Annotated in this window: 18 protein-coding genes and 1 pseudogene; 10 read left to right on the forward strand and 9 right to left on the reverse strand. The window is 66.9% G+C overall.

What is annotated here, in order from left to right; translation table 11 throughout:
• Window positions 1–12: 12 nt before the first annotated feature.
• Entirely contained in the window at window positions 13–501 is a 489-nt protein-coding gene (locus F3087_RS28905) for a winged helix-turn-helix transcriptional regulator (RefSeq protein ID WP_150405212.1), read from the reverse strand.
• A 125-nt stretch (window positions 502–626) separates the two neighbouring features.
• Between F3087_RS28905 and F3087_RS28910 the strand changes: the two genes are divergently transcribed.
• Window positions 627–1,334, forward strand: a complete 708-nt coding sequence (locus F3087_RS28910; RefSeq protein WP_150405213.1) for an SDR family oxidoreductase — start codon at window positions 627–629, stop codon at window positions 1,332–1,334.
• Window positions 1,335–1,389: 55 nt separating this feature from the next.
• On the opposite strand, the pseudogene F3087_RS28915 reads toward F3087_RS28910, so the two are convergent.
• Window positions 1,390–1,620: pseudogene (locus F3087_RS28915) on the reverse strand (thiamine pyrophosphate-binding protein); the annotation flags it as partial.
• 180 nt (window positions 1,621–1,800) lie between these two features.
• Here F3087_RS28915 and F3087_RS28920 point away from each other — a divergent pair.
• From F3087_RS28920 to F3087_RS28935, 4 genes are all read left to right on the forward strand, one after another.
• On the forward strand, window positions 1,801–2,583 hold the full coding sequence (locus F3087_RS28920; protein ID WP_150405214.1) for an HpcH/HpaI aldolase family protein: 783 nt from the start codon (window positions 1,801–1,803) through the stop codon (window positions 2,581–2,583).
• A 433-nt stretch (window positions 2,584–3,016) separates the two neighbouring features.
• Window positions 3,017–3,811, forward strand: a complete 795-nt coding sequence (locus F3087_RS28925) for a class I SAM-dependent methyltransferase (protein WP_150405215.1) — start codon at window positions 3,017–3,019, stop codon at window positions 3,809–3,811.
• On the forward strand, window positions 3,808–4,506 hold the full coding sequence (locus F3087_RS28930; protein ID WP_150405216.1) for a tRNA-dependent cyclodipeptide synthase: 699 nt from the start codon (window positions 3,808–3,810) through the stop codon (window positions 4,504–4,506). Before F3087_RS28925 ends, F3087_RS28930 begins: the two co-directional genes overlap by 4 nt.
• The gene (locus F3087_RS28935) at window positions 4,503–5,741 is read left to right on the forward strand and encodes a cytochrome P450 (protein ID WP_150405217.1); all 1,239 of its coding nucleotides are present in this window, start codon (window positions 4,503–4,505) and stop codon (window positions 5,739–5,741) included. Before F3087_RS28930 ends, F3087_RS28935 begins: the two co-directional genes overlap by 4 nt.
• A 20-nt stretch (window positions 5,742–5,761) precedes the next feature.
• Here the strand turns inward: F3087_RS28935 and F3087_RS28940 are convergent, their stop codons facing one another.
• The 4 genes from F3087_RS28940 to F3087_RS28955 all read right to left on the reverse strand — a co-directional run bounded on the left by F3087_RS28940 (window position 5,762) and on the right by F3087_RS28955 (window position 10,667).
• Window positions 5,762–7,855 carry a xanthine dehydrogenase family protein molybdopterin-binding subunit gene (locus F3087_RS28940; protein WP_150405218.1) on the reverse strand — a complete coding sequence of 698 codons (2,094 nt, stop codon included), beginning with the start codon at window positions 7,853–7,855 and terminating at the stop codon, window positions 5,762–5,764.
• Window positions 7,852–8,862 carry an FAD binding domain-containing protein gene (locus F3087_RS28945; RefSeq protein WP_150405219.1) on the reverse strand — a complete coding sequence of 337 codons (1,011 nt, stop codon included), beginning with the start codon at window positions 8,860–8,862 and terminating at the stop codon, window positions 7,852–7,854. Before F3087_RS28945 ends, F3087_RS28940 begins: the two co-directional genes overlap by 4 nt.
• A complete protein-coding gene (locus tag F3087_RS28950; RefSeq protein ID WP_150405220.1) occupies window positions 8,859–9,377 on the reverse strand; it encodes a 2Fe-2S iron-sulfur cluster-binding protein in 519 nt (172 codons plus the stop codon). Before F3087_RS28950 ends, F3087_RS28945 begins: the two co-directional genes overlap by 4 nt.
• A gap of 108 nt (window positions 9,378–9,485) precedes the next feature.
• The gene (locus F3087_RS28955) at window positions 9,486–10,667 is read right to left on the reverse strand and encodes an AI-2E family transporter (protein WP_150405221.1); all 1,182 of its coding nucleotides are present in this window, start codon (window positions 10,665–10,667) and stop codon (window positions 9,486–9,488) included.
• Between the two features lie 222 nt (window positions 10,668–10,889).
• Here F3087_RS28955 and F3087_RS28960 point away from each other — a divergent pair, with 222 nt between their 5' ends.
• A complete protein-coding gene (locus F3087_RS28960) occupies window positions 10,890–11,423 on the forward strand; it encodes a GNAT family N-acetyltransferase (RefSeq protein WP_150405222.1) in 534 nt (177 codons plus the stop codon).
• Window positions 11,424–11,510: 87 nt separating this feature from the next.
• Window positions 11,511–12,737 carry an NAD(P)/FAD-dependent oxidoreductase gene (locus F3087_RS28965; RefSeq protein WP_150405223.1) on the forward strand — a complete coding sequence of 409 codons (1,227 nt, stop codon included), beginning with the start codon at window positions 11,511–11,513 and terminating at the stop codon, window positions 12,735–12,737.
• A gap of 144 nt (window positions 12,738–12,881) precedes the next feature.
• Here F3087_RS28965 and F3087_RS28970 read toward each other — a convergent pair whose 3' ends face one another.
• Window positions 12,882–13,784: an aldo/keto reductase gene (locus F3087_RS28970; protein ID WP_150405224.1), complete on the reverse strand. Its 903-nt coding sequence runs from the start codon at window positions 13,782–13,784 to the stop codon at window positions 12,882–12,884.
• 124 nt (window positions 13,785–13,908) lie between these two features.
• Complete coding sequence (locus F3087_RS28975) at window positions 13,909–15,105, reverse strand: FAD-dependent oxidoreductase (RefSeq protein ID WP_191094185.1); 1,197 nt, start codon at window positions 15,103–15,105, stop codon at window positions 13,909–13,911.
• Window positions 15,106–15,238: 133 nt separating this feature from the next.
• Between F3087_RS28975 and F3087_RS28980 the strand changes: the two genes are divergently transcribed.
• Together F3087_RS28980 and F3087_RS28985 are read left to right on the forward strand one after the other, a co-directional pair.
• Complete coding sequence (locus tag F3087_RS28980; RefSeq protein WP_150405226.1) at window positions 15,239–16,144, forward strand: LysR family transcriptional regulator; 906 nt, start codon at window positions 15,239–15,241, stop codon at window positions 16,142–16,144.
• An 83-nt stretch (window positions 16,145–16,227) separates the two neighbouring features.
• Window positions 16,228–17,250 carry a methyltransferase gene (locus F3087_RS28985; RefSeq protein ID WP_150405227.1) on the forward strand — a complete coding sequence of 341 codons (1,023 nt, stop codon included), beginning with the start codon at window positions 16,228–16,230 and terminating at the stop codon, window positions 17,248–17,250.
• 4 nt (window positions 17,251–17,254) lie between these two features.
• On the opposite strand, the gene F3087_RS28990 is transcribed toward F3087_RS28985, so the two are convergent.
• Window positions 17,255–17,764, reverse strand: a complete 510-nt coding sequence (locus tag F3087_RS28990; RefSeq protein ID WP_150405228.1) for a TetR/AcrR family transcriptional regulator C-terminal domain-containing protein — start codon at window positions 17,762–17,764, stop codon at window positions 17,255–17,257.
• On the opposite strand from F3087_RS28990, the gene F3087_RS28995 reads away from it, so the two are divergent.
• Complete coding sequence (locus F3087_RS28995) at window positions 17,763–18,176, forward strand: hypothetical protein (protein ID WP_150405229.1); 414 nt, start codon at window positions 17,763–17,765, stop codon at window positions 18,174–18,176. The two genes, F3087_RS28990 and F3087_RS28995, sit on opposite strands and share 2 nt — an antisense overlap.
• Window position 18,177: the final 1 nt, after the last annotated feature.

Below are 18,177 nucleotides of genomic sequence, written 5' to 3' on the forward strand. Positions count from 1 at the left end.
TGCCCCGCGTTATCAGGCGGAGGCGGTCGCCAGTGGGACGGGAGACGGCGAAAGCCAAGGCATCAACCAGGCGATGTCGCCGTCTTCGATGTCGGTCTCGCAGGTGTCGCAGTACTGCCGATCCTGGCTGATCTGGCCGCATGGTGTGTGCACGGTCTGGGCCATGGTCGCCGGTTGCTCGGGATTGACGAACTCGCACGCCCACACCGACAGGGCTTCGAAGACCGGGCGTAAGGCGACGCCGGCCGGGGTGATGACGTAGTGCTGGCGGGTTCGATTGCCGTCGAGGTAGGGCTCTTTCGTCAGCAATCCGGCGTCGATGAGGCGGCCGAGGCGGGTGGACAGGATGTTGTCGGCGATCCCCAGGTTGCCGCGGAACTGGTCGAAGCGAGTCTGGCCGAGGACCGCGTTGCGCATGATCAGCAGGGACCAGCGGTCGCCGAGGACCTCGGCCGCGCGGCCGATCGGGCAGGGGCCGGACGACATGTCTTTGCTGGGCATCTCGCGCCTCCTCGGTTATGGCTTGCTACTTGCAAGTGACAAGTAGCAATGTTAGCGTTTCGGAGCTGGCTTGCAAAGTGCAAGCCGTGTCACCTGGTCGAATCAGCTGAAAAGGAAGCGTGGACATGACGCACAACTTCGACGGTTCCATCGTTCTCGTCACCGGCGCCAACGGTGGACTCGGGCAAGAATTCGTCGCTCAGGTGCTGGCGCGCGGGGCGAGCAAGGTTTACGCCAGTGCGCGGAAACCGCGGGAGTGGAACGATTCTCGCGTCGCGCCACTGGTTCTCGACGTCACCGATCACGCCTCGGTCGCGGCCGCCGCCGAGATCGCGTCGGACGTCACGGTCGTCATCAACAACGCGGGTGCCAGCCGGCCAGGGGCGCTGTCCGAGGCCGCGATCGGTGATGTACGCGGACTGTTCGACACCAACTTCTTCGGTGCCCTCGACGTCGCCACCACGTTTGCGCCGGCACTGCGTCGCAACGGGGGCGGGGTTCTGGTGAACGTCCTGTCCGTACTCAGCTGGATCGGCATCGGCAACGCCTACAGCGCCACCAAGGCCGCCCTGTGGTCGGCAACCAACTCCCTGCGCCTCGAACTCGCGCCGCACGGCACGCAGGTCGTCGGACTCCACCTCGGCTACACCGACACCCCCATGACCGCCCGCCTCGACATACCGAAGAACGACCCGGCCGACATCGTCCGCATCGCCCTCGACGGCGTGGACGCGGGCGACCTCGAAATCCTCGCCGACGACATCAGCGCCCAGGTCAAGCACAACCTCGCCGCCCCGATCGAAACCATGTACCCCCAATTGGTTTCGAGCTGACCTACGAATTCCGCTGCCGGTGCGGGTGACGGCCGCGTTCTGCGGTAGCAGTCCACCAGCGCGTTCGCGAGCCCGGGCCCGAGCGCGGCGGCGGGCGGCCCGCCATGCGTCCGTATCCGTCCGCGGCCCCGGTCGCGACGCCCTCGAACAGGCACAGGATCCCGCGCATCTGCGGTCAGCGGTCGAGCGCCGCGACGAAATGCGTCCCCGACGTGCCCGGGTTGGCAAAACATACTTCGACGTCGCTGTCGACCATCGTCTTGATGATCGCCTCCGCGCCATTCATGACGTCCTTTTCCACAGCGCTCAAAGGTATTGCGCGCCGGTGGCTTCGGCCTCCGGCGACGGGCCGCATTCCGGCAGCCACTCGGCTGGAATACCGTCGGCAAAGCGCCACCCTCGCACACTCACACCAGGAAGACTGAGGAGCCGTGGCACCCTGGCCCACCGACGGAAGGACGGCACCATGACGAGCGGATCGACCACTGGCGCAAGCGGATTCGCGGATCGGCTGCGATCCCGGCAGCGGACCGTCGGCTACTGGGTGGTCTGCGACAACCCGGTGGCGACCGAGCGGATCGCCATGGCCGGATACGACTATGTGTGCCTCGACGCTCAGCACGGTTTGATCGAATACCGCGGTTTGCTGGCCGGGATCACCGCCATCGACGCGGCGAACTCCGGGACGGCCGCGCTCGTCCGAGTGCAGGCCAACGACCGGTTCTGGATCAGTCAAGCACTCGATGCCGGTGCTCGCGGCGTCATCGTGCCCATGATCGATAGCGCGGCCGAGGCCGAATCCGCGGTCGCCGCTTGTCGTTTCCCACCGGTCGGCTATCGCAGCAATGGGGCGCTGCGCGCGAGCCTGCGCATCGGGCCGTCCCCGGCCGAGGCCAATGCCGAGGTTGCCTGCATCGTCATGATCGAAACCGTCAGTGGACTCGGCAATGCCACCGAGATCGCCGCGGTCCCAGGAGTTGACGCGATTTACATCGGCCCCTCGGATCTGCGCCTCGCGCTGGGCGGCGCCACTCCCACCGACCCGGCCCTCGACGCCGAGTTCGCCGCCGCGCTGCGCACCGTGCAGGAAGCGGCGAAAGCGGCGGGAAAGCCGGTCGGCATCCACTGCCCGGATGGCGCCACCGCCCGCCGCCGCCTGGCCGACGGCTTCGATTTCGTCAGCGTCGCCAGCGATTTGGTCCATCTGGAACAGGCTGTCCGGAATCATCTCGCGGATGTGCGCGGCTGAGCTCCGCGGAGAGATACTGCGACAGTCTCTCTCTCGTTCCCGAATGTGTACGGCCGGTCGAATGTGGTGCTGCGAGAATGGAATAGCGCTATTTCGTTATTCTGCGATCAGCAGTGATACCGCTCGAAGTGGGGAATGTTCGCCGGTCGGCGAGGTACGATATTGCCTGGGTCTCGAGAAAAGTGGACCCCCTTCCGAGCGATCATAAAACGGACATTCGGCCGTCGTTCGGCGCTTCTTACCGTGCGACTCCGCCGGCGGTACCGCGAGCAGTTTCACCGAGTTACGCGTTCCTCGTTCGATCAAAGAGTCTTTGTGACGACGCCGGTGGCGTGCGGGTTGATCGATCATTTTTCGGCAGCGTTGCCGAAAGGTCGATCGCCGTATTCTCTGTGTCATCGGCGCAGGTTGTACGACGAGAGGCAACCAGGCTATGACCAGTCAATTCGACAGCGCCGCACACGCTTACGAAGCATCCGCCACTGTCATTCCGATCCGGGAATATATCGAAGAAAACTCGATTCGTGCGCTGTGCGGTGACATGCACGGCAAGCTGGCGTTGGATTTGGGTTGCGGGACCGGGCTTTACACTCGCCGACTGGCTCGGTGGGGAGCCAAGCAGGTGATCGGGGCCGACATCTCCGAGGGGATGCTGGCGCAGGCGCGAGCCCTCGAAGACGCCGACCCGCTCGGCATCACCTACCTGCATCGCGATCTGACCGAATCCTGCCGATGCGACGAGGAATACGCGCATCTGAGTGGTCAGATCGATCTCACGCTGGCGGTGTACGTGCTGTGTTACGCCACGACGGTCGAAGACCTGGAAGCCATGTGCCGCATCGCCAAACAGGACCTGAAGCCGGGCGGGGTGTTCCTCGCTCCGACCATGAATCCCGAATATGCCGACGAGAGTGAGCATCCCGGGTACTACAGCGACTACTACGCGGCGTACGGGTTCAGCATGTCCGCCGTCACCTCGCCGGTCGAAGAAGGGTCCACGGTCACGCTGTCGATGTGGTTTCCCGAGGGATCCGGCGTGCGGCCGGTCGCCCTGGACGCGGTGTGGTGGTCTAAGGAAACTTACGAAAAGGCTTTGCGCGCAGCAGGATTCACGAGCATCAGCTGGCATCGGATGGAGGTGTCGGCGGCGGGTTTGCGCGCGCACCCGGCACCGTTCTGGGATCGATACCTCGCACGCCCGCACGCGCTGGTGGTGGAAGCGCGATGACCGCGACGGACCTCGCGCGGGTCGTGCTGTCCACGCCGACGGCCCGCACCCGGACGGTGTTCGACGCGGGTGAGGCGGTCATGCTGGGGGCCTCGCCGTTCAATTCCTTCTACCGTCCGGCCACGGTCGAAACGCTGGTGGACTGGGCCGCACCGCGATTCGAGCACGTCTATGTGCTGTTACCCGGCGCCGAGGCGGCGCAGCGGTTCATCGTCGCCGGGATGGCGCCGCGCCAAGCGGTCCGCAAGACGATCGTCGCGGTGCATCAACGGCGGCGGGCGGCGCGGGCGGCGCTGCTCCGCGCCGGGTGCGCCGACCCGGACCGGTACGTGCTGGTGTGGTCGCGGCTGGCCGGCAACGCCCGCTATCGGACGCTGCGCGAACAAGTCGAGCACGCCTACGGCACCGTGCCGCTGGTGCGGGACCTGATCAGATCGATGGTCACGACGGTGCTGAGCCACACGGCGGGCGCGCCGTTGTCGCCGGCCGCGATCGATCGGAACGTCGCCTACGTGTTCGCCGAGGCGCCGTTGCTGGTGGACGCGCCCGGCGTGCTGGGCCACCAGCATGTCCTGTTCGCCTATCACCGGCCGGTGCCCCTGCACGATCTGTTCACCACCGGCCTCGTCCCCGGCCTGCGACCGGTCCCCGGCCAGGCCGTCGCCCAACTGTCCATCGAGGGAGCAGGCGCATGACGATGCTCGAACGACCCGACGAACCCCTGCCCGACGTACTGACGATGCCCTTGCCGGACGGACCGCACGGCCTGGAGCCGTCGATCTTCCACCGGCTCCGCCGGGAGCGCCCGGTGGCGAAAGTCGTTCTGCCCTCCGGTGATCAGGTCTGGCTGCTCACCCGCTTCGGCGATATCACCGCGATCGGCTCGGATCGGCGCTTCTCCCGCGACCTCACCATGAGCGGTTCGGTACGGCTGGTGGGCGACGATTTCAACAGCGTGCGGGGCGGCATCTTCAATCTCGATCCGCCCGACCACACTCGGGTGCGGCGCACCATTCAGAAGTTCTTCTCGCCTACTGCCGCAACCGAATTGCAGCCGGTCATCGCCGCTCACGCCAACCGATTGATCGATGCCATGACGGCCGGTCCCAACCCGACCGATCTCATGCGCCAGTACGCGTTTCCGCTCGCGTTGCATATGGCGTGCGAGGTGATGGCGGTCCCGGTCGAACAACGCCGCAAGATAATTCCGGATATCCACGTGCAGATGGACCTGACCCAGGAATCGGCGATCATCGGCGCGTCCACCCAGCGAATGCTCGAATTCGCCGACGAGGTACTCGATTCCAAACGCGCTCAGGGCGCGGCTCCCGACGACCCGATCAGCACCCTGATCCACGCCCACGACGCCGGAGACATCACCACCGAGGAACTCCGCGGCACGGTGATGTACCTGTTCCTCACCTCCGCCGAACCGGTCACCGGCCCCACCGCGGTCGCCGTCTACACACTGCTGCGCCACCCCGACATCCTGCGATCCCCGCTGCGGGACGAGGCGCCCGACCGGTTCTGGGATCAGGTGGTCCGCGAAGTCCTTCGGCTGCACCATAATTCGGCCACCTCGTTGCCCCGGGTGGCGACCGAGGACGTCGAGATCGCCGGGGTGACCATCGCCAAGGGCGACGCGGTGATCACCCCGTGGATCGCCGCGTCCTGCGACCCGAGCCAGTTCAAGGCGCCGGACAAGTTCCGGCCCACCCGCAGCCGCGGCGAACACTCCGAAGTCACCTTCGGCACCGGACCGCATTTCTGCCTGGGCGCCAACATCGCCCGCATGCACCTGAAGACCGCCCTGCACACCCTCTGGTCCAGACTGCCGGAACTCACGCTGGCCGTGCGACACGAAGACATCGCTTGGGAGCCACCGGAATTCCTGTTCACGCGGCCGGTGGAGCTGCCTGTGTCCTGGTAGGAGGCCGCCGCCGCGTGGTCCTACTGGAGCAGCCGGTCCGCGGTGATCGGCAGGTCGCGGATGCGGGTGCCGGTGGCGTGGTAGACGGCGTTCGCGACGGCGGCCGCGGCACCGACGATGCCGATTTCGCCCGCGCCGCGCGAACCCATGGGGTTGGTGTGCTCGTCGACCTCGTCGAGCCAGATCGCCTCGATATCGCCGATGTCGGCGTGGGCACTGAAGTGGTAGCCGGCCAGGTCCTGGGTCACGATGTGGCCGAAGCGCGGGTCGCGCACGCTGTCCTCGTGCAGGGCCATGGACAGTCCCCACGTCATGCCGCCGATGAGCTGGGAACGCAGCATGCGCGGGTTGATGGCGCGGCCGACGGAGAAGACGCCCAGCATTCTGGGCACTCGGATCTCGCCGGTATCCCGATTCACGTGTGCTTCGACGAAATGCGCCCCGAAGGACTGCATCGTGAAATCGTCGGTGTCCGGGTTCTCGTCGGCGTCGACGGTGATCTCTGCGCCTGCGGCGGGGGCGTTCCCGTGTTTGCCGCGGAAGGCCCGTGCGGCGGTGACGATCGCGGTGCCCCACGACGTGGTGCCCGAGGAACCACCCGCGACGGATGCCGACGGCAGGTCGGTATCGCCGATCTCCAGGCGGACGGATTCGAACGGGCACCGCAGAGCGTCGGCGGCGATCTGGGTGAGGGTGGTCCAGGCGCCGGTGCCGATATCCGCAGCGCCGATCTGCACGAGGTATCGGTCGTCGGCTCCGAACTCGATGCGCGCCGAATTCCCCGGCGATTCCGTGGCCGGATAGGTGGCCGCGGCGACGCCGGTGCCGATCAGCCAATCGCCGTTCTGGCGGGCACCCGGCGCGGGATCTCTTGCCGCCCAGCCGAACTCGTCGGCACCGCGGCGCAGGCAGTCGATCAGGTGCCGGCCGGACCACGGTTTGCCCGACTCCGGATCGGTCTCGGGTTCGTTGCGGATCCGAAGTTCGATCGGATCGACAGCGCAGGCGACGGCGAGTTCGTCCATGGCTACCTCGCCGGCGAACATGCCGGGTGCTTCGCCTGGTGCACGCATCCAGAACGGCACGGCGACGTCGAGGCGCGCGAGCCGGTGGGTGGTCCGGCGGTTGGGGACCCGGTACATCTTTCGCGACGACACCGCGGTCTGCTCGGCGAATTCCTTGATCCTGGAGGTCTGTTCGATGACGTCGTGGGTGAGCGCGGTCAGTGTTCCGTCGGCATCCGCGCCGAGGCGGATGCGCTGGATGGTCGGGGTTCGATAGCCGACCAGGGCGAACATCTGCTGCCGGGTGAGTGCCAGCTTCACCGGCCGGCCATCGCTGCGCCGCGCCGCGAGCAGGGCGAGGACGTTGTGCGCGTGCGGCGCGCCCTTCGAGCCGAAGCCGCCGCCGACGTGTGGCGCGATCACCCGCAGCTGCTCGGGTTCGAGGCCGAACAGCGGTGCGAGGGTTGTGCGGACGGTGTGCACGCCCTGGGTGGAGTCGTAGAGGGTGACCGCGGGATCGTCGCCCTCGGGATGCCACAGGGCAATGCAGGCATGCGGTTCCATCGGATTGTTGTGTTCGATAGGGGTGGTGTAGGTCTGGTCGATGGTGACCGCGGCGGTGGCCAGCGCCGCGTCCGCGTCGCCGATGTCGGTGTCGGTGGGGAACTCTGAGCCGACCTGCTCCGGTGCGTAGAGCCCGTCGAGGTCACCGGGGAACTCCGTGTCGGCTTGGTGTAGCGCATAGGTGACTCGAACCAAAGCTGCTGCATGCCTGGCAATTTCAGGTGTCTCGGCGATCACCGCGCCGATCAGCTGGCCGCGGAAGTGAACCTTGTCGTCTTGTAGGATGGTCAGTTCGCCGTCGGCGGTATCGGCCAATTTCGGTGCGTCGAAGACGGTCAGTACGGCGACGATTCCGTCGAGCCGGGTGGCGGCGGTGGTGTCCATCACGGTGACCCGGCCGCGCGCGATGGTGGCTTGTACGGGATGCAGATAGGCCGGCCGGTCCACGCGGTGTTCGAAGGCGTACGCGGCGGTTCCGGTGACTTTCGCGGTGCCGTCGAGGCGGGTGGGGGAGGCGCCCATCTCGTTGGCTTCGATGAGTGTCATTCGCGCACCTGCTCGGTCGGGTCGGGTTCGGTGAGGGAACGCAGCGTCGCGACCAAGGTGCGGCGTGCGAGTTCGACCTTGAAGTCGTTGCCGGCCAACGGTTGTGCGTCGGCGAGCTCGGCTTCGGCTGCGGCGGTGAAGGTTTCTTCGGTGGCGGGGGAACCGATCAGCCGCGACTCGGCCGCACGGGCCCGCCAGGGTTTGTGCGCCAGGCCGCCGAATGCGACACGTGCGGAAGTGATTTCGCCCGCATCGAGGTATCCCAATTCGGCCGCCACCGATACCAGGGCGAACGCGTACGACGCACGGTCGCGCACCTTTCGATACGTCGAGCGAGCACCGTCGGGCGGCGCCGGCAACTCCACCGCGGTGATCAACTGTCCGTGCTCGAGTACAGTGTCGCGGTCGGGCCGGTCGCCGGGCAGGCGGTGGAAATCGACCAGGGGTATGCGTGTTTCGCCGTCCGCGCCGACCACGACCACCTGCGCGTCCAGTGCGGCCATCGCCACCGCCATGTCCGAAGGATGCACGGCCACACAGTGTTCCGAGGCGCCGAGGATCGCGTGGTATCGGACGTAGCCACCGATCGCGGAGCAGCCCGAACCCGGCTCGCGTTTGTTGCACGGCGTGGTGATGTCCTGGAAATAGACGCATCTGGTTCGTTGCAGCAGATTCCCGCCGGTCGTTGCCAGGTTCCGCAGCTGTCCCGACGCCCCCGACAGCAGCGCCCGCGTGAGCGCCGGGTACCGGGTGCGGACCAGGGGATGGGCGGCCACATCTGTGTTGCTTACTCCGGCCTCGATCCGTAGCCCGCCGCCGGGCAGTTCGGTGATCCGGTCGAGCGCCAGGTGCCCGATGTCGACCAGCAGTGTCGGACCGGCCACGCCGAGCTTCATGTGATCGACGAGGTTCGTACCGCCGGCGAGGTAGGCCGCATCGGGCCGAGCCGATACCGCCGTGACCGCGTCCTCGATGGTGTCTGCCCGGAAGTACTCGAACGGAATCATGCCGACGCCTGCCGGATCGCCGCGAGGATGTTGGGATAGGCGGCACACCGGCACAGGTTCCCGCTCATGCGTTCCCTGATCTCGGCGTCGGTCAGCACCGGCGTCGCGTCGAGATCCTCGGTGACGAAGCTGGGTTGCCCGGCCGCGACCTCGTCGAGCATGCCGACCGCCGAACACACCTGACCGGGCGTGCAGTAACCACACTGGAAGCCGTCCTGCTCCACGAACGCCCGCTGCATCTCGTGCAGCTCGGCACCCGTGCCGAGACCCGCCGCGGTGACGACGGTGGCACCGTCCCGCGCGACCGCGAACAGCAGGCAGGTGGTGGCGCGCCGCCCGTCCAGCAGAACGGTGCACGACCCGCATTGCCCGTGGTCACACCCCTTCTTCGGGGCGGTCACGCCCAGATTTTCGCGCAAGGCGTCCAGCAGCGTGGTGCGATTGTCGACCCGCAGCGTATGCCGCACGCCGTCGACCTCGAGGCTGATCTCGGTATGACTCCGGGCAGGTTCCATGATCGCCGGATAGCCCGGCAGGTCCGGCTCAACCAGGTGCGGCCCGAAGTGGTGCGGCCGCGAGCGTCGGATCCGCGGCGCCTCGGCTGAATCGGCGCGCGGCGTTGTTCAGCGCTGGTCCAGCGAGGGGAACGCGGTTTCGCGCATGATCAGTAGCAGCGCGGCAGCGACCGGGATGGCGAGCAGCGCGCCGACGATGCCGAGCAAAGCGCCGCCGAGCAGCACCGCGACCACGGTGACCAGGGCCGGCACCTGCACGGAACGGCCGATGATCCGTGGGACGAGGACGTAGTCCTCGATCAGTCGCAGCGCGATGAAGAAGGCGATCGTGGCGATGGTGACCGGCACCGACACGGTCAGCGCGACCAGCGCGACGATCACCCCGGCCACCGTGGATCCCACGACCGGAATGAGGTCGAGCAGCGCGACCAGGACCGCGAGCAGCAGGGGATAGGGGACGTCGAAGAACAGCAACCAGATGAAGGTGAGCACCGCGGTGATCAGCGAGATGATCAGGTTGCCCAGAATGTAGCCGCCGACTTTGACGAAGATCTCGTCGCCGATGAGAATGGCGCGCGGTCGGCGCGAACGGGGAAACAGCCGGTAGATCGACGCCCGGACCTGGGCGAAGTTCGCCATGAAGTACCCGGTGAGCACCGCGACGATGACGATGCCGCTGATGATGGAGAACGCCAGCCGGCCTGCGCCGAGCACGCCGTCGGTCAGCGTGGAGGAGTTGGAATCCAGGGTCTTTTGCAGCTTGTCCTGTAGGTGGAAGCGCTCGTCGAGGTTGTCGATGACCGGGTAGCGCTGACGCAAATGCTGGAGGTAATCCGGCGCGTTGTGCGCCAGGGCGCCGCCCTGATGGACCAGCGGCGGAATTGCGGCGGCAAGGAATGCGGCGAACAGGCCGAGTCCGACCAGGAACACCAAAGTGACTGCGGCCCACCGCGGGAACCACGGGCGAACCAGCCGGGACACCACCGGTTCCATGCCGATGGCCAGGAACAACGCGATGACGACCAGGACGAGCACCTGCGTCGCGGCGAGGACAGCCTGGATGGCGCCGTAGGCGACCGCCACGCCGAACGCGCCCATCAGGCCGATCATGAACGGTGAGGATCGGTCGAATCGGCGCCCTGGCCGGCCGAGCGGATGGTCCTCGGTGCTGGCCCTTGCCGCCGCCGCTTCCGCGGCGATGATCGGCTCCCCCTCGTCGGCCGAGTGCGGTTGCGCGACGTTCTCGTTATGGCCGTGACTCGCGGCTTGCACATTTTCCTTGTCGGCCATATCTTTTCACCTCGCTGATCACCACCGGCCACCGTGCCGGGTGCAGCGGCGCAGGTGGGCTGCGGCCGAACTACCCCAGGGCGGTAGGTTGAAACAGCGGTCTTCTCCTTGACTGTGCCGTAGCGGCATGGACTGGACTGTCCGGCGCGCGGATGCGGTGACCGTATTCTGCCCGGAGCATCCGCTGCGTTGTCCGTCCGCACCACTGATTAGGAACCGCTCATGGTCGCACAGTCGCCGAACCAGACAGATCTACCTCGCGACGCCCTGTCGAACGTGCTCCCCGACTCCACGCTGTCCCGCTTCGCCGCGGACGATCTCGCCGAACTCGTTGTCTTGCAACGATGCTGCTGGGTTCCGGAGGCGGTGCTCAACGAGATGCTCGATCTTCCGCCGCTGCTCGAGACCCACAACGAGGTCCTGGCGTGGGCGACCACATCGACGACCCTGGTCGTGCGGCAACGCGGACGTCTGGTCGCCGCGGTACGCGGCCAGGTCGAAGGCAGCGACTGGCACGTCGGTCGGCTCATGGTCGCGCCCGACCTGGCCGGCCGCGGCGCCGGTTCCCACCTGCTGCGCCTGATCGAAACTCTCGCTCCCGCGCACATCGAACAATTCGTCCTGTTCACCGGTGCGCGCAGCGAACGCAACATCCGCATGTATCAGAACGCGGGCTACCGGCTCCTCCCCACCCCGGACCCGCTCCCGCCCAACCACATCCACGGTGCCGTGCACATGGTGAAACCTCGCCTGTAGACGCCGGGCCGGTGCGCGTCTTGACCATGCCCTCGCGGCATGCCGGACAGTGTCGTTCGGGACAGGACATGCAGGAGTTGAGTTTTCATGTACGACGTCATCGTGGTCGGGGCGCGCTGTGCTGGTGCGCCGTTGGCCATGTTGCTCGGCCGCCGTGGGCATCGGGTGCTGGTGGTCGACCGGAATGGTTTTCCCAGCGACACGCTCTCCACGCACTACATCCAGCAGTTGGGGATTGCCCGGTTGCGGGATTGGGGTCTGCTGGACAAACTGACGGCCAGCGGCGTTCCGCCGCTGCGCCGTCTGAATTTATCGCCGACGCTGCGCGGATTCGCCGAGATCGAGGGTGTCACCGAGACCTACGCGCCGCGCCGGACCGTGCTGGACGCGCTGCTGGTCGATGCCGCGCGCACCGCCGGCGCCGAGGTGCTCGAGAGGTTCACCGTCACCGACCTGATCTGGGATGACGGACGGGTCGTCGGCGTCCGCGGCGCTTCCGGTGACACCGGCGAGCGGGAATTCCGTGCATCGGTCGTCGTCGGCGCGGACGGCCGCAATTCCACCGTGGCGCAACTGGTCGGCGCGCAGTACCACCGCGTGGTCCCGGCTTCGACTTTTACCTCCTACACCTATTACGAAGGGCTGGACTGGGAGCCGCAGATCCGGACGGGATCCGAGCCGCAGGCGTTCGGCAGTTGGCCGACCAACGACGGCAGGCACATGGTCTCGGTGGTGCGCCTGCTCGACCGGTACGCGGAATTTCGCGCGGATGTGGCAGGCAACTTCCACCAAGTGCTCGATCAGGTCCTGCCGGAGTACGGCGCGCGGCTGCACGGCGCGCAGCGTGCGGAACCGTTCCGCACGCTGCGCTATCCGGACAACTACTACCGTCGCTCCGCGGGCCCCGGCTGGGCACTGGTCGGCGACGCCGGTTACCACAAGGATCCGCTGACCGGGTGGGGCATCTCCGACGCGCTGATCTACACCGAATTGCTTGCCGAGAGAATGCATTCGGGGCTGTCCGGCGCGCAACCCATGGACGAGGCGCTGCGTGAGTACGAGCGACTTCGCGACGAACGCACCACCGACACCTTCGAACGGACTTGCACGCTCGCCCGGATGAAACATTCGGCCCTCCAATCCGCTGTGGTCAAAGCGGCCGGCGGCAGTGAACTGGGACGGATCCAGTACTTCACGCTGATCGGCGGCGGTATGACGAGCGCCGAATTCTTCGCTCGCGACAACTTGACGTTCCTCTACGACGCGGCAGGAACACCCGAGGTCGATCGTGTGTTCTCCGCCGCGTGCGGCTAGGCGGAATTCGTGCCCCGGCAACCGCGACGTGGCGGGTTCAGCGGGTGGGCGCATGCGCAAACTTGTTGTTGTTCCGGCAAATTCGGGAAGTCGATCCCGGAATATTCGACTGCGCAGCGGCTTTCGGCGAAACCGGCCGGTGCACTACGCGTAGACGTATGGTCCGGTGAGGTCGCCGTCCGAGGTGCCTGCGGCAGTGAGGGCAGCAATCTGTTCGTCGGTCAGGTGCAGTGCGGCTGCAGCGACGTTCTCCTCGAGGTGGGCGATCGAGGAGGTGCCGGGGATCGGGCAGACCATGTCGGAGCAGGCCAGCAGCCAAGCCAGGGCGACCTGGCTGGGTGAGGATCCGGTTTGTGCCGCGATCTCGGCGGCGACACCGCCGGGTTTGGCGAGGGCGCCGCTCATGACCGGCCACCAGGCCACGAACGGGATGCGTTCGCGGGTGCAGTAGTCGAGGACGGCGTCCCAGCCGCGGACGGTCAGGTTGTAGATGTTCTGCACGGCGGCGATGTCGATGATCGAGCGTGCGGTCTCGATCTGCTCGACGGTGACCTCGGAGAGCCCGAAGTGCGCGATCTTGCCCTCGTCCTGCAACTCTCGCATCGTGCCCACTTGATCGGCGAAGGGCACGTTGGGGTCCGCGCGGTGCAGGTAGAGCAGGTCGATCCGGTCTACGCCGAGCCGGCGCAGGCTCATCTCGCATTGATGCCGCAGGAGGGCGGGGTGGCCGATCGGCACCCATTCGAGCGGCCGCGGCTGCACCTGCCCGATCTTGGTGGCGATGAGCAGGTCGTCCGGGTAGGGGTGCAGGGCCTCGCGCAGGATGGTTTCGACGGTTCCGAGGCCGTAGCTGTCGGCGGTGTCGATGTGGTTGACGCCGAGTTCGATTGCGCGGCGGGCCAGTCGGATCGAGTGGTCGCGGTCCGCGGGTGGGCCCCAGATCATGGGGTCGCCCAGATGCATGGCGCCGAAGGCCATTCGGAACACCTTCTTGCCGCCGAGTTCGACTTCGCCCGCGGTACCGATCGTGGTCAGTGCGTCAGTCATGATGGAATCCTCAGGGATCGCGCCACGGATGCGCTGCCCCACTCTCGGCCACAGATCTTCAACATCAGGCCACCACTTGCTCCGTCACACCGCAGTGCCGGGTTCGAGTACGTCCGCGTCACCATCAGTAGGCCGGAACTTCGATCGAATCGGCGATGCGCGCCTTGTCGCCGGCGGCCTTGTGCGCCATTGCCTTTCGGATGACGGAGACGTTGGACAGGCGGATCTGTTGCCGTTGCAGCCAGAACTTGGCGGGGCTGATGTAGAGATTGCCGCCGGCCCGGGCGCGGGTCTGGCAGGCGGCGACGAAGGGGCGCATGCGCTGTTCGTATCGGGGGAAGGCGTTCGAGTAATCGCCCTGTGCCGCTTCGAGTTCGCCGGCCAGCACGTACGCGCCGACGATGGCCATCGAGGTGCCGAGCCCGGAGGCCGGTGACGCGCAATGACTCGCGTCGCCGACCAGGGCGACCCGGTCGCGGTGCCAGCGGTCCATGTACACCTGTCGCAGATCGTCGAAGTAGAAGTCCTGCGTGCCGGTGATCTCGTCGAGCAGCCGGGGCGTCTGCCAGCCGTCGCCGGTGAAATCCCGGCGGAGCAGCTGCCGCAGGTCGTCCTCGTCACTGTGTTCGATGTCGAGGCCGGGCGCGTTCTTGGTGAACATCACGCGCGTCGCCGAGCGGCCGGAGAAGTAGCACAGGCGGCGGTCCGGCCCGCCGGAGTAGAACGTCTCCCAGCGGTCGTAGCCGAGGAAGTTCGGAATCGTGCCGATGGCGATGTACCTGCCGAGGCGGTGGACCCGGTAGCTGCCCGGGTCGAACGCGAGCCGCCTTGTGGTGGAACGCAATCCGTCGGCACCGAGGACCAGATCGAACTCCCGGACGGTATCGCTGCCGAAGGTCACCGAGACGCCGGAGCCGGTGTCGGCCAGATCGACCAGACGGTCGCCGAAGATGTACTCGACGCCGGGACGGCTTTCGGCCAGCAGGATATTCACCAGATCGGAGCGCATCAGCTCGATATCGTCGCTGTCCATGGGACCGCCGGTCAGGGTGAACGCGGTGGTCCGCGCCAGCGCTTTGCCGGTCGCGTCGACGAGATCCATTCCCTGGATGCCGGTTTCGGCGGCGCGGACCCGTTCGAGCAAGCCCATCTGGGTCACCACGTGTAAGGCTTTGCCGTGCAGGTCGATTGCCTGGCCGCCGGTGCGTATCGTCTCGGCGCGCTCCACGACCGTCGGCGAAAACCCGCGCCGGGCAAGCCAATACGCCAGGGTGGTGCCGGCGACACCGGCGCCGACGATGAGTACTCGGGAATTGTGCATGCAGACCTCACTCGGTCGAAGGAATCGGAGTTGGTTTCGGCGCCACATCCCAGGCTAGGTAGCCGACATCTCGCCTTCAATATCTGTGGCACAGTAGGATCAGATGCATTCCATCTGCTGAGGAGATGATCGCGTGGAGCTGCGCCAGCTTCGTCATTTCGTGGCGCTCGCCGAACTGCGGAGCTTCACCGCCGCGGCCGAACGCGAACACATAGTGCAGTCCGGGCTGTCGAACTCGATCCGGGCGCTCGAGCGTGAGCTCGACGCCGAGCTCTATGCCCGCGGCACCCGGCCTGTGCGACTCACGCCGGCGGGCGCGGCTCTGGTGGAGCCGGCGCGCCGGACGCTGCTGGCCGCGCAGAGCGCGGGCGCGGCCGTGCAGGACATTCAGAGCGTGCTCACCGGCCGGCTACGCATCGGTGTCGTCGGCTCCGCTCTGCGCCTGGTACGCGTCGCCGACCAGGTGGCCGAATTCGCGGCACAGCACCCCGCCGTCGACATCCATCTGACGCAGGCGTCGGTGGTGGAGATGCTGCGCATGGTCGGTGCCGGCGAACTGGACTGCGCCTTCATCAGCGCGGTGCCCACCGCCACCCCGCGCGTGCGGGTCACGACGCTGGTGATCGAAGAGCTGGTTCTGCTGGTCCGCGACGACCATCGCCTCGCCGACGCCGGTGTTGCCCGGCTCGCCGATCTCACCGACGAGCGTTTCGTCGACGTCGGCGTCGACTGGTCGGTGCGCCTCATCGTCGAGGCCGCGCTCACCGCGGCCGGAGTCGTCCGACAGGCGCGCTGCGAGGTCAACACGTGGGAGCTTTTCCTCGAACTGGTCCTGGCCGGAGCCGGAATCGGTTTCGTCCCAGCAGGTTTGGCACAGCAGACGGCCGCGCGCACACCGCGGCTCCGAATCGTGACCATCGAGGAGCCGGAACTTCGACGGCACATCCAATTCGCCGCGCCGAACCCCGGCGACCGCACTCCGGCAACCCGGCACTTCGTGGGCCAGCTACGCCGAGATCACCCGGGCATTTCGGACTGACACGAAAATTATGCCGACGCGCTTAGAGTCGCCGCCAATGGCAGGGATGGTCTGTCGGCGTCGATCTGAAAGGTGTTGCGATCGTGGTCCACCATGACGAGCAATTGCCACCGACCGCGGTGATGGGGCAGATGTTGGATGGGTTCCTGCTGTCTCAGGCCTTGTTCGTGCTCGCCGAAGCGGGCGTCGCCACGATTCTGGATCAGGAGGGACCTCAGACGGTGGCGGTGCTGGCGGAACGGACCGGGTCCGACGCCGGCGCGCTCGCTCGGCTGATCCGCACTGTCACCCCGCACGGGGTATTCAGGACCGAAGGTGACAAGGTGGCTGTCACCCCGCTCGGGGCGACGTTGTCCGAGAAGCATCCGCAGTCGATGTATGGCATCGCGGTGGGTGGCATGCATCTGCATTATCGGGCGGTCGCCGAACTCGCGTATACGTTGCGGACCGGGGAGCCGGCGGCGCAAAAGTATTTCGGCAAGCCGTATTTCGACTATGTCGCGACCAACCCGGAGCTTGCGGAGCTGTTCGGGCGGGCGATGACGGTGTTCGCCAACACGCTGCGGGCCGGCCTGTTCGACGGTTACCGGCTGCCGGCCGGCGATTCGATCGCTGATCTCGGCGGTGGCGATGGCGCTGTGCTCGTGGACTTGCTCGGCCGGGATGGTCACCTCGATCGGCGCGGCGTCGTCTTCGACCTGCCGGGCGTCGTCGATGCCGCGCGCGCGACGCTGTCCGCCGCCGGTATGGCCGAGCGGGTCGAGGTGGTCGCCGGAAACTTCTTCGAAGGCGTACCTGGCGCGGACATCTACCTGCTGAGCTGGATTCTGCATGACTGGAATGACGACGATGCCGCGAAAATCCTGAAGACCGTAGCCGCTTCGGCCGCGGCGGGCGCGCGACTGCTCGTTGCCGAGTTGGTCGTCCCCGCCGGCGACGCTCCGCACCCGTCGAAGGACATGGACCTCGTGATGCTGAGCCTGCTCGGCGGCAAGGAACGCACCGCGGACGAGTACCGAATTCTGTTGAACGACGCCGGTTTCGACCTCGACCGAGTCGTTCCCACACCGAGTCCCCTCGTGATCCTGGAGGCGACCAAGCGGTGACGAATCACCGCGCGCTGTGGGACTCCTGCCGCAGTGCGACGAGTCCGTGGATGAGGATGTCGATGCTGTAGCGGAACGACCTCAGCGCATCGTCGCCTTGCTGCCGGCAGGCCTCGAATCCCGCTATCGTCGTGGGGAATTGCGTGCGGGCCTGCTCGGCTTGCGCGGCATCCCAGGTCGGCGCGGACTGCCGTTCGACCGCGGCGCCGAGCACCAGGCCGAGCAGCGTGTCGGCGGCACGCGAGGCGTCGGCCAGGTCGAAGCCGGCGGCGTGCAGCACGCGGACGGTTTGGTCGACGAACGCGCCGAGTGACTTGGCGCGCAGCATGTTCGCGCCGATCGCGATGCGCGCGCCGTCCGGATACGCCAGTACCGCCGACCACAGGCTTTCCGCGGCCCCGCCCTCGTTCTCGGCGGAGTCGTTGCGTGCGGCACGTCGTCCAGTACCCGAGCGGCGGTTGCAACACCGGCCCCGGCCGGCGGTGACCGCCAATCGGACGCGCGAGCGAATCATGCTCGCCTACTTCGCCGTAATCGCAATCCTCGCCGGCGCGCTGCTCGGATGGGCGAATGCCCAACCGCGCGCGGTGGTGTCGAGCGAGGAAGGCACCAGTGCGCCGGCCGCCTTGCCGCCGGGGCAGGCGAGCGCGCATTTCCCGCCGGCCGAGGTTGCCGCGTTCCGTGCGATCGTTCAGGACACCCTGGCCGACGTACAGGCAGGCCGGCAGTCCGAAGCGAAAGCCAGGATCAAAGACCTCGAAACCGGTTGGGACCGCGACCAATCCACGCTGCAACCGCTCGACGAGTCCGGCTGGCAGGTCCTCGACGGGCAAATCGACAACGCTCTCAAGGCCGTTCGCGCGGGCGAACCCGATACCGCCACGGAGACAACAACTCTCACCGCCGTGCTGATCGCACTCGGTTGAG

The organism is Nocardia colli (genome assembly GCF_008704205.1).
GTDB lineage: Bacteria > Actinomycetota > Actinomycetes > Mycobacteriales > Mycobacteriaceae > Nocardia > Nocardia colli.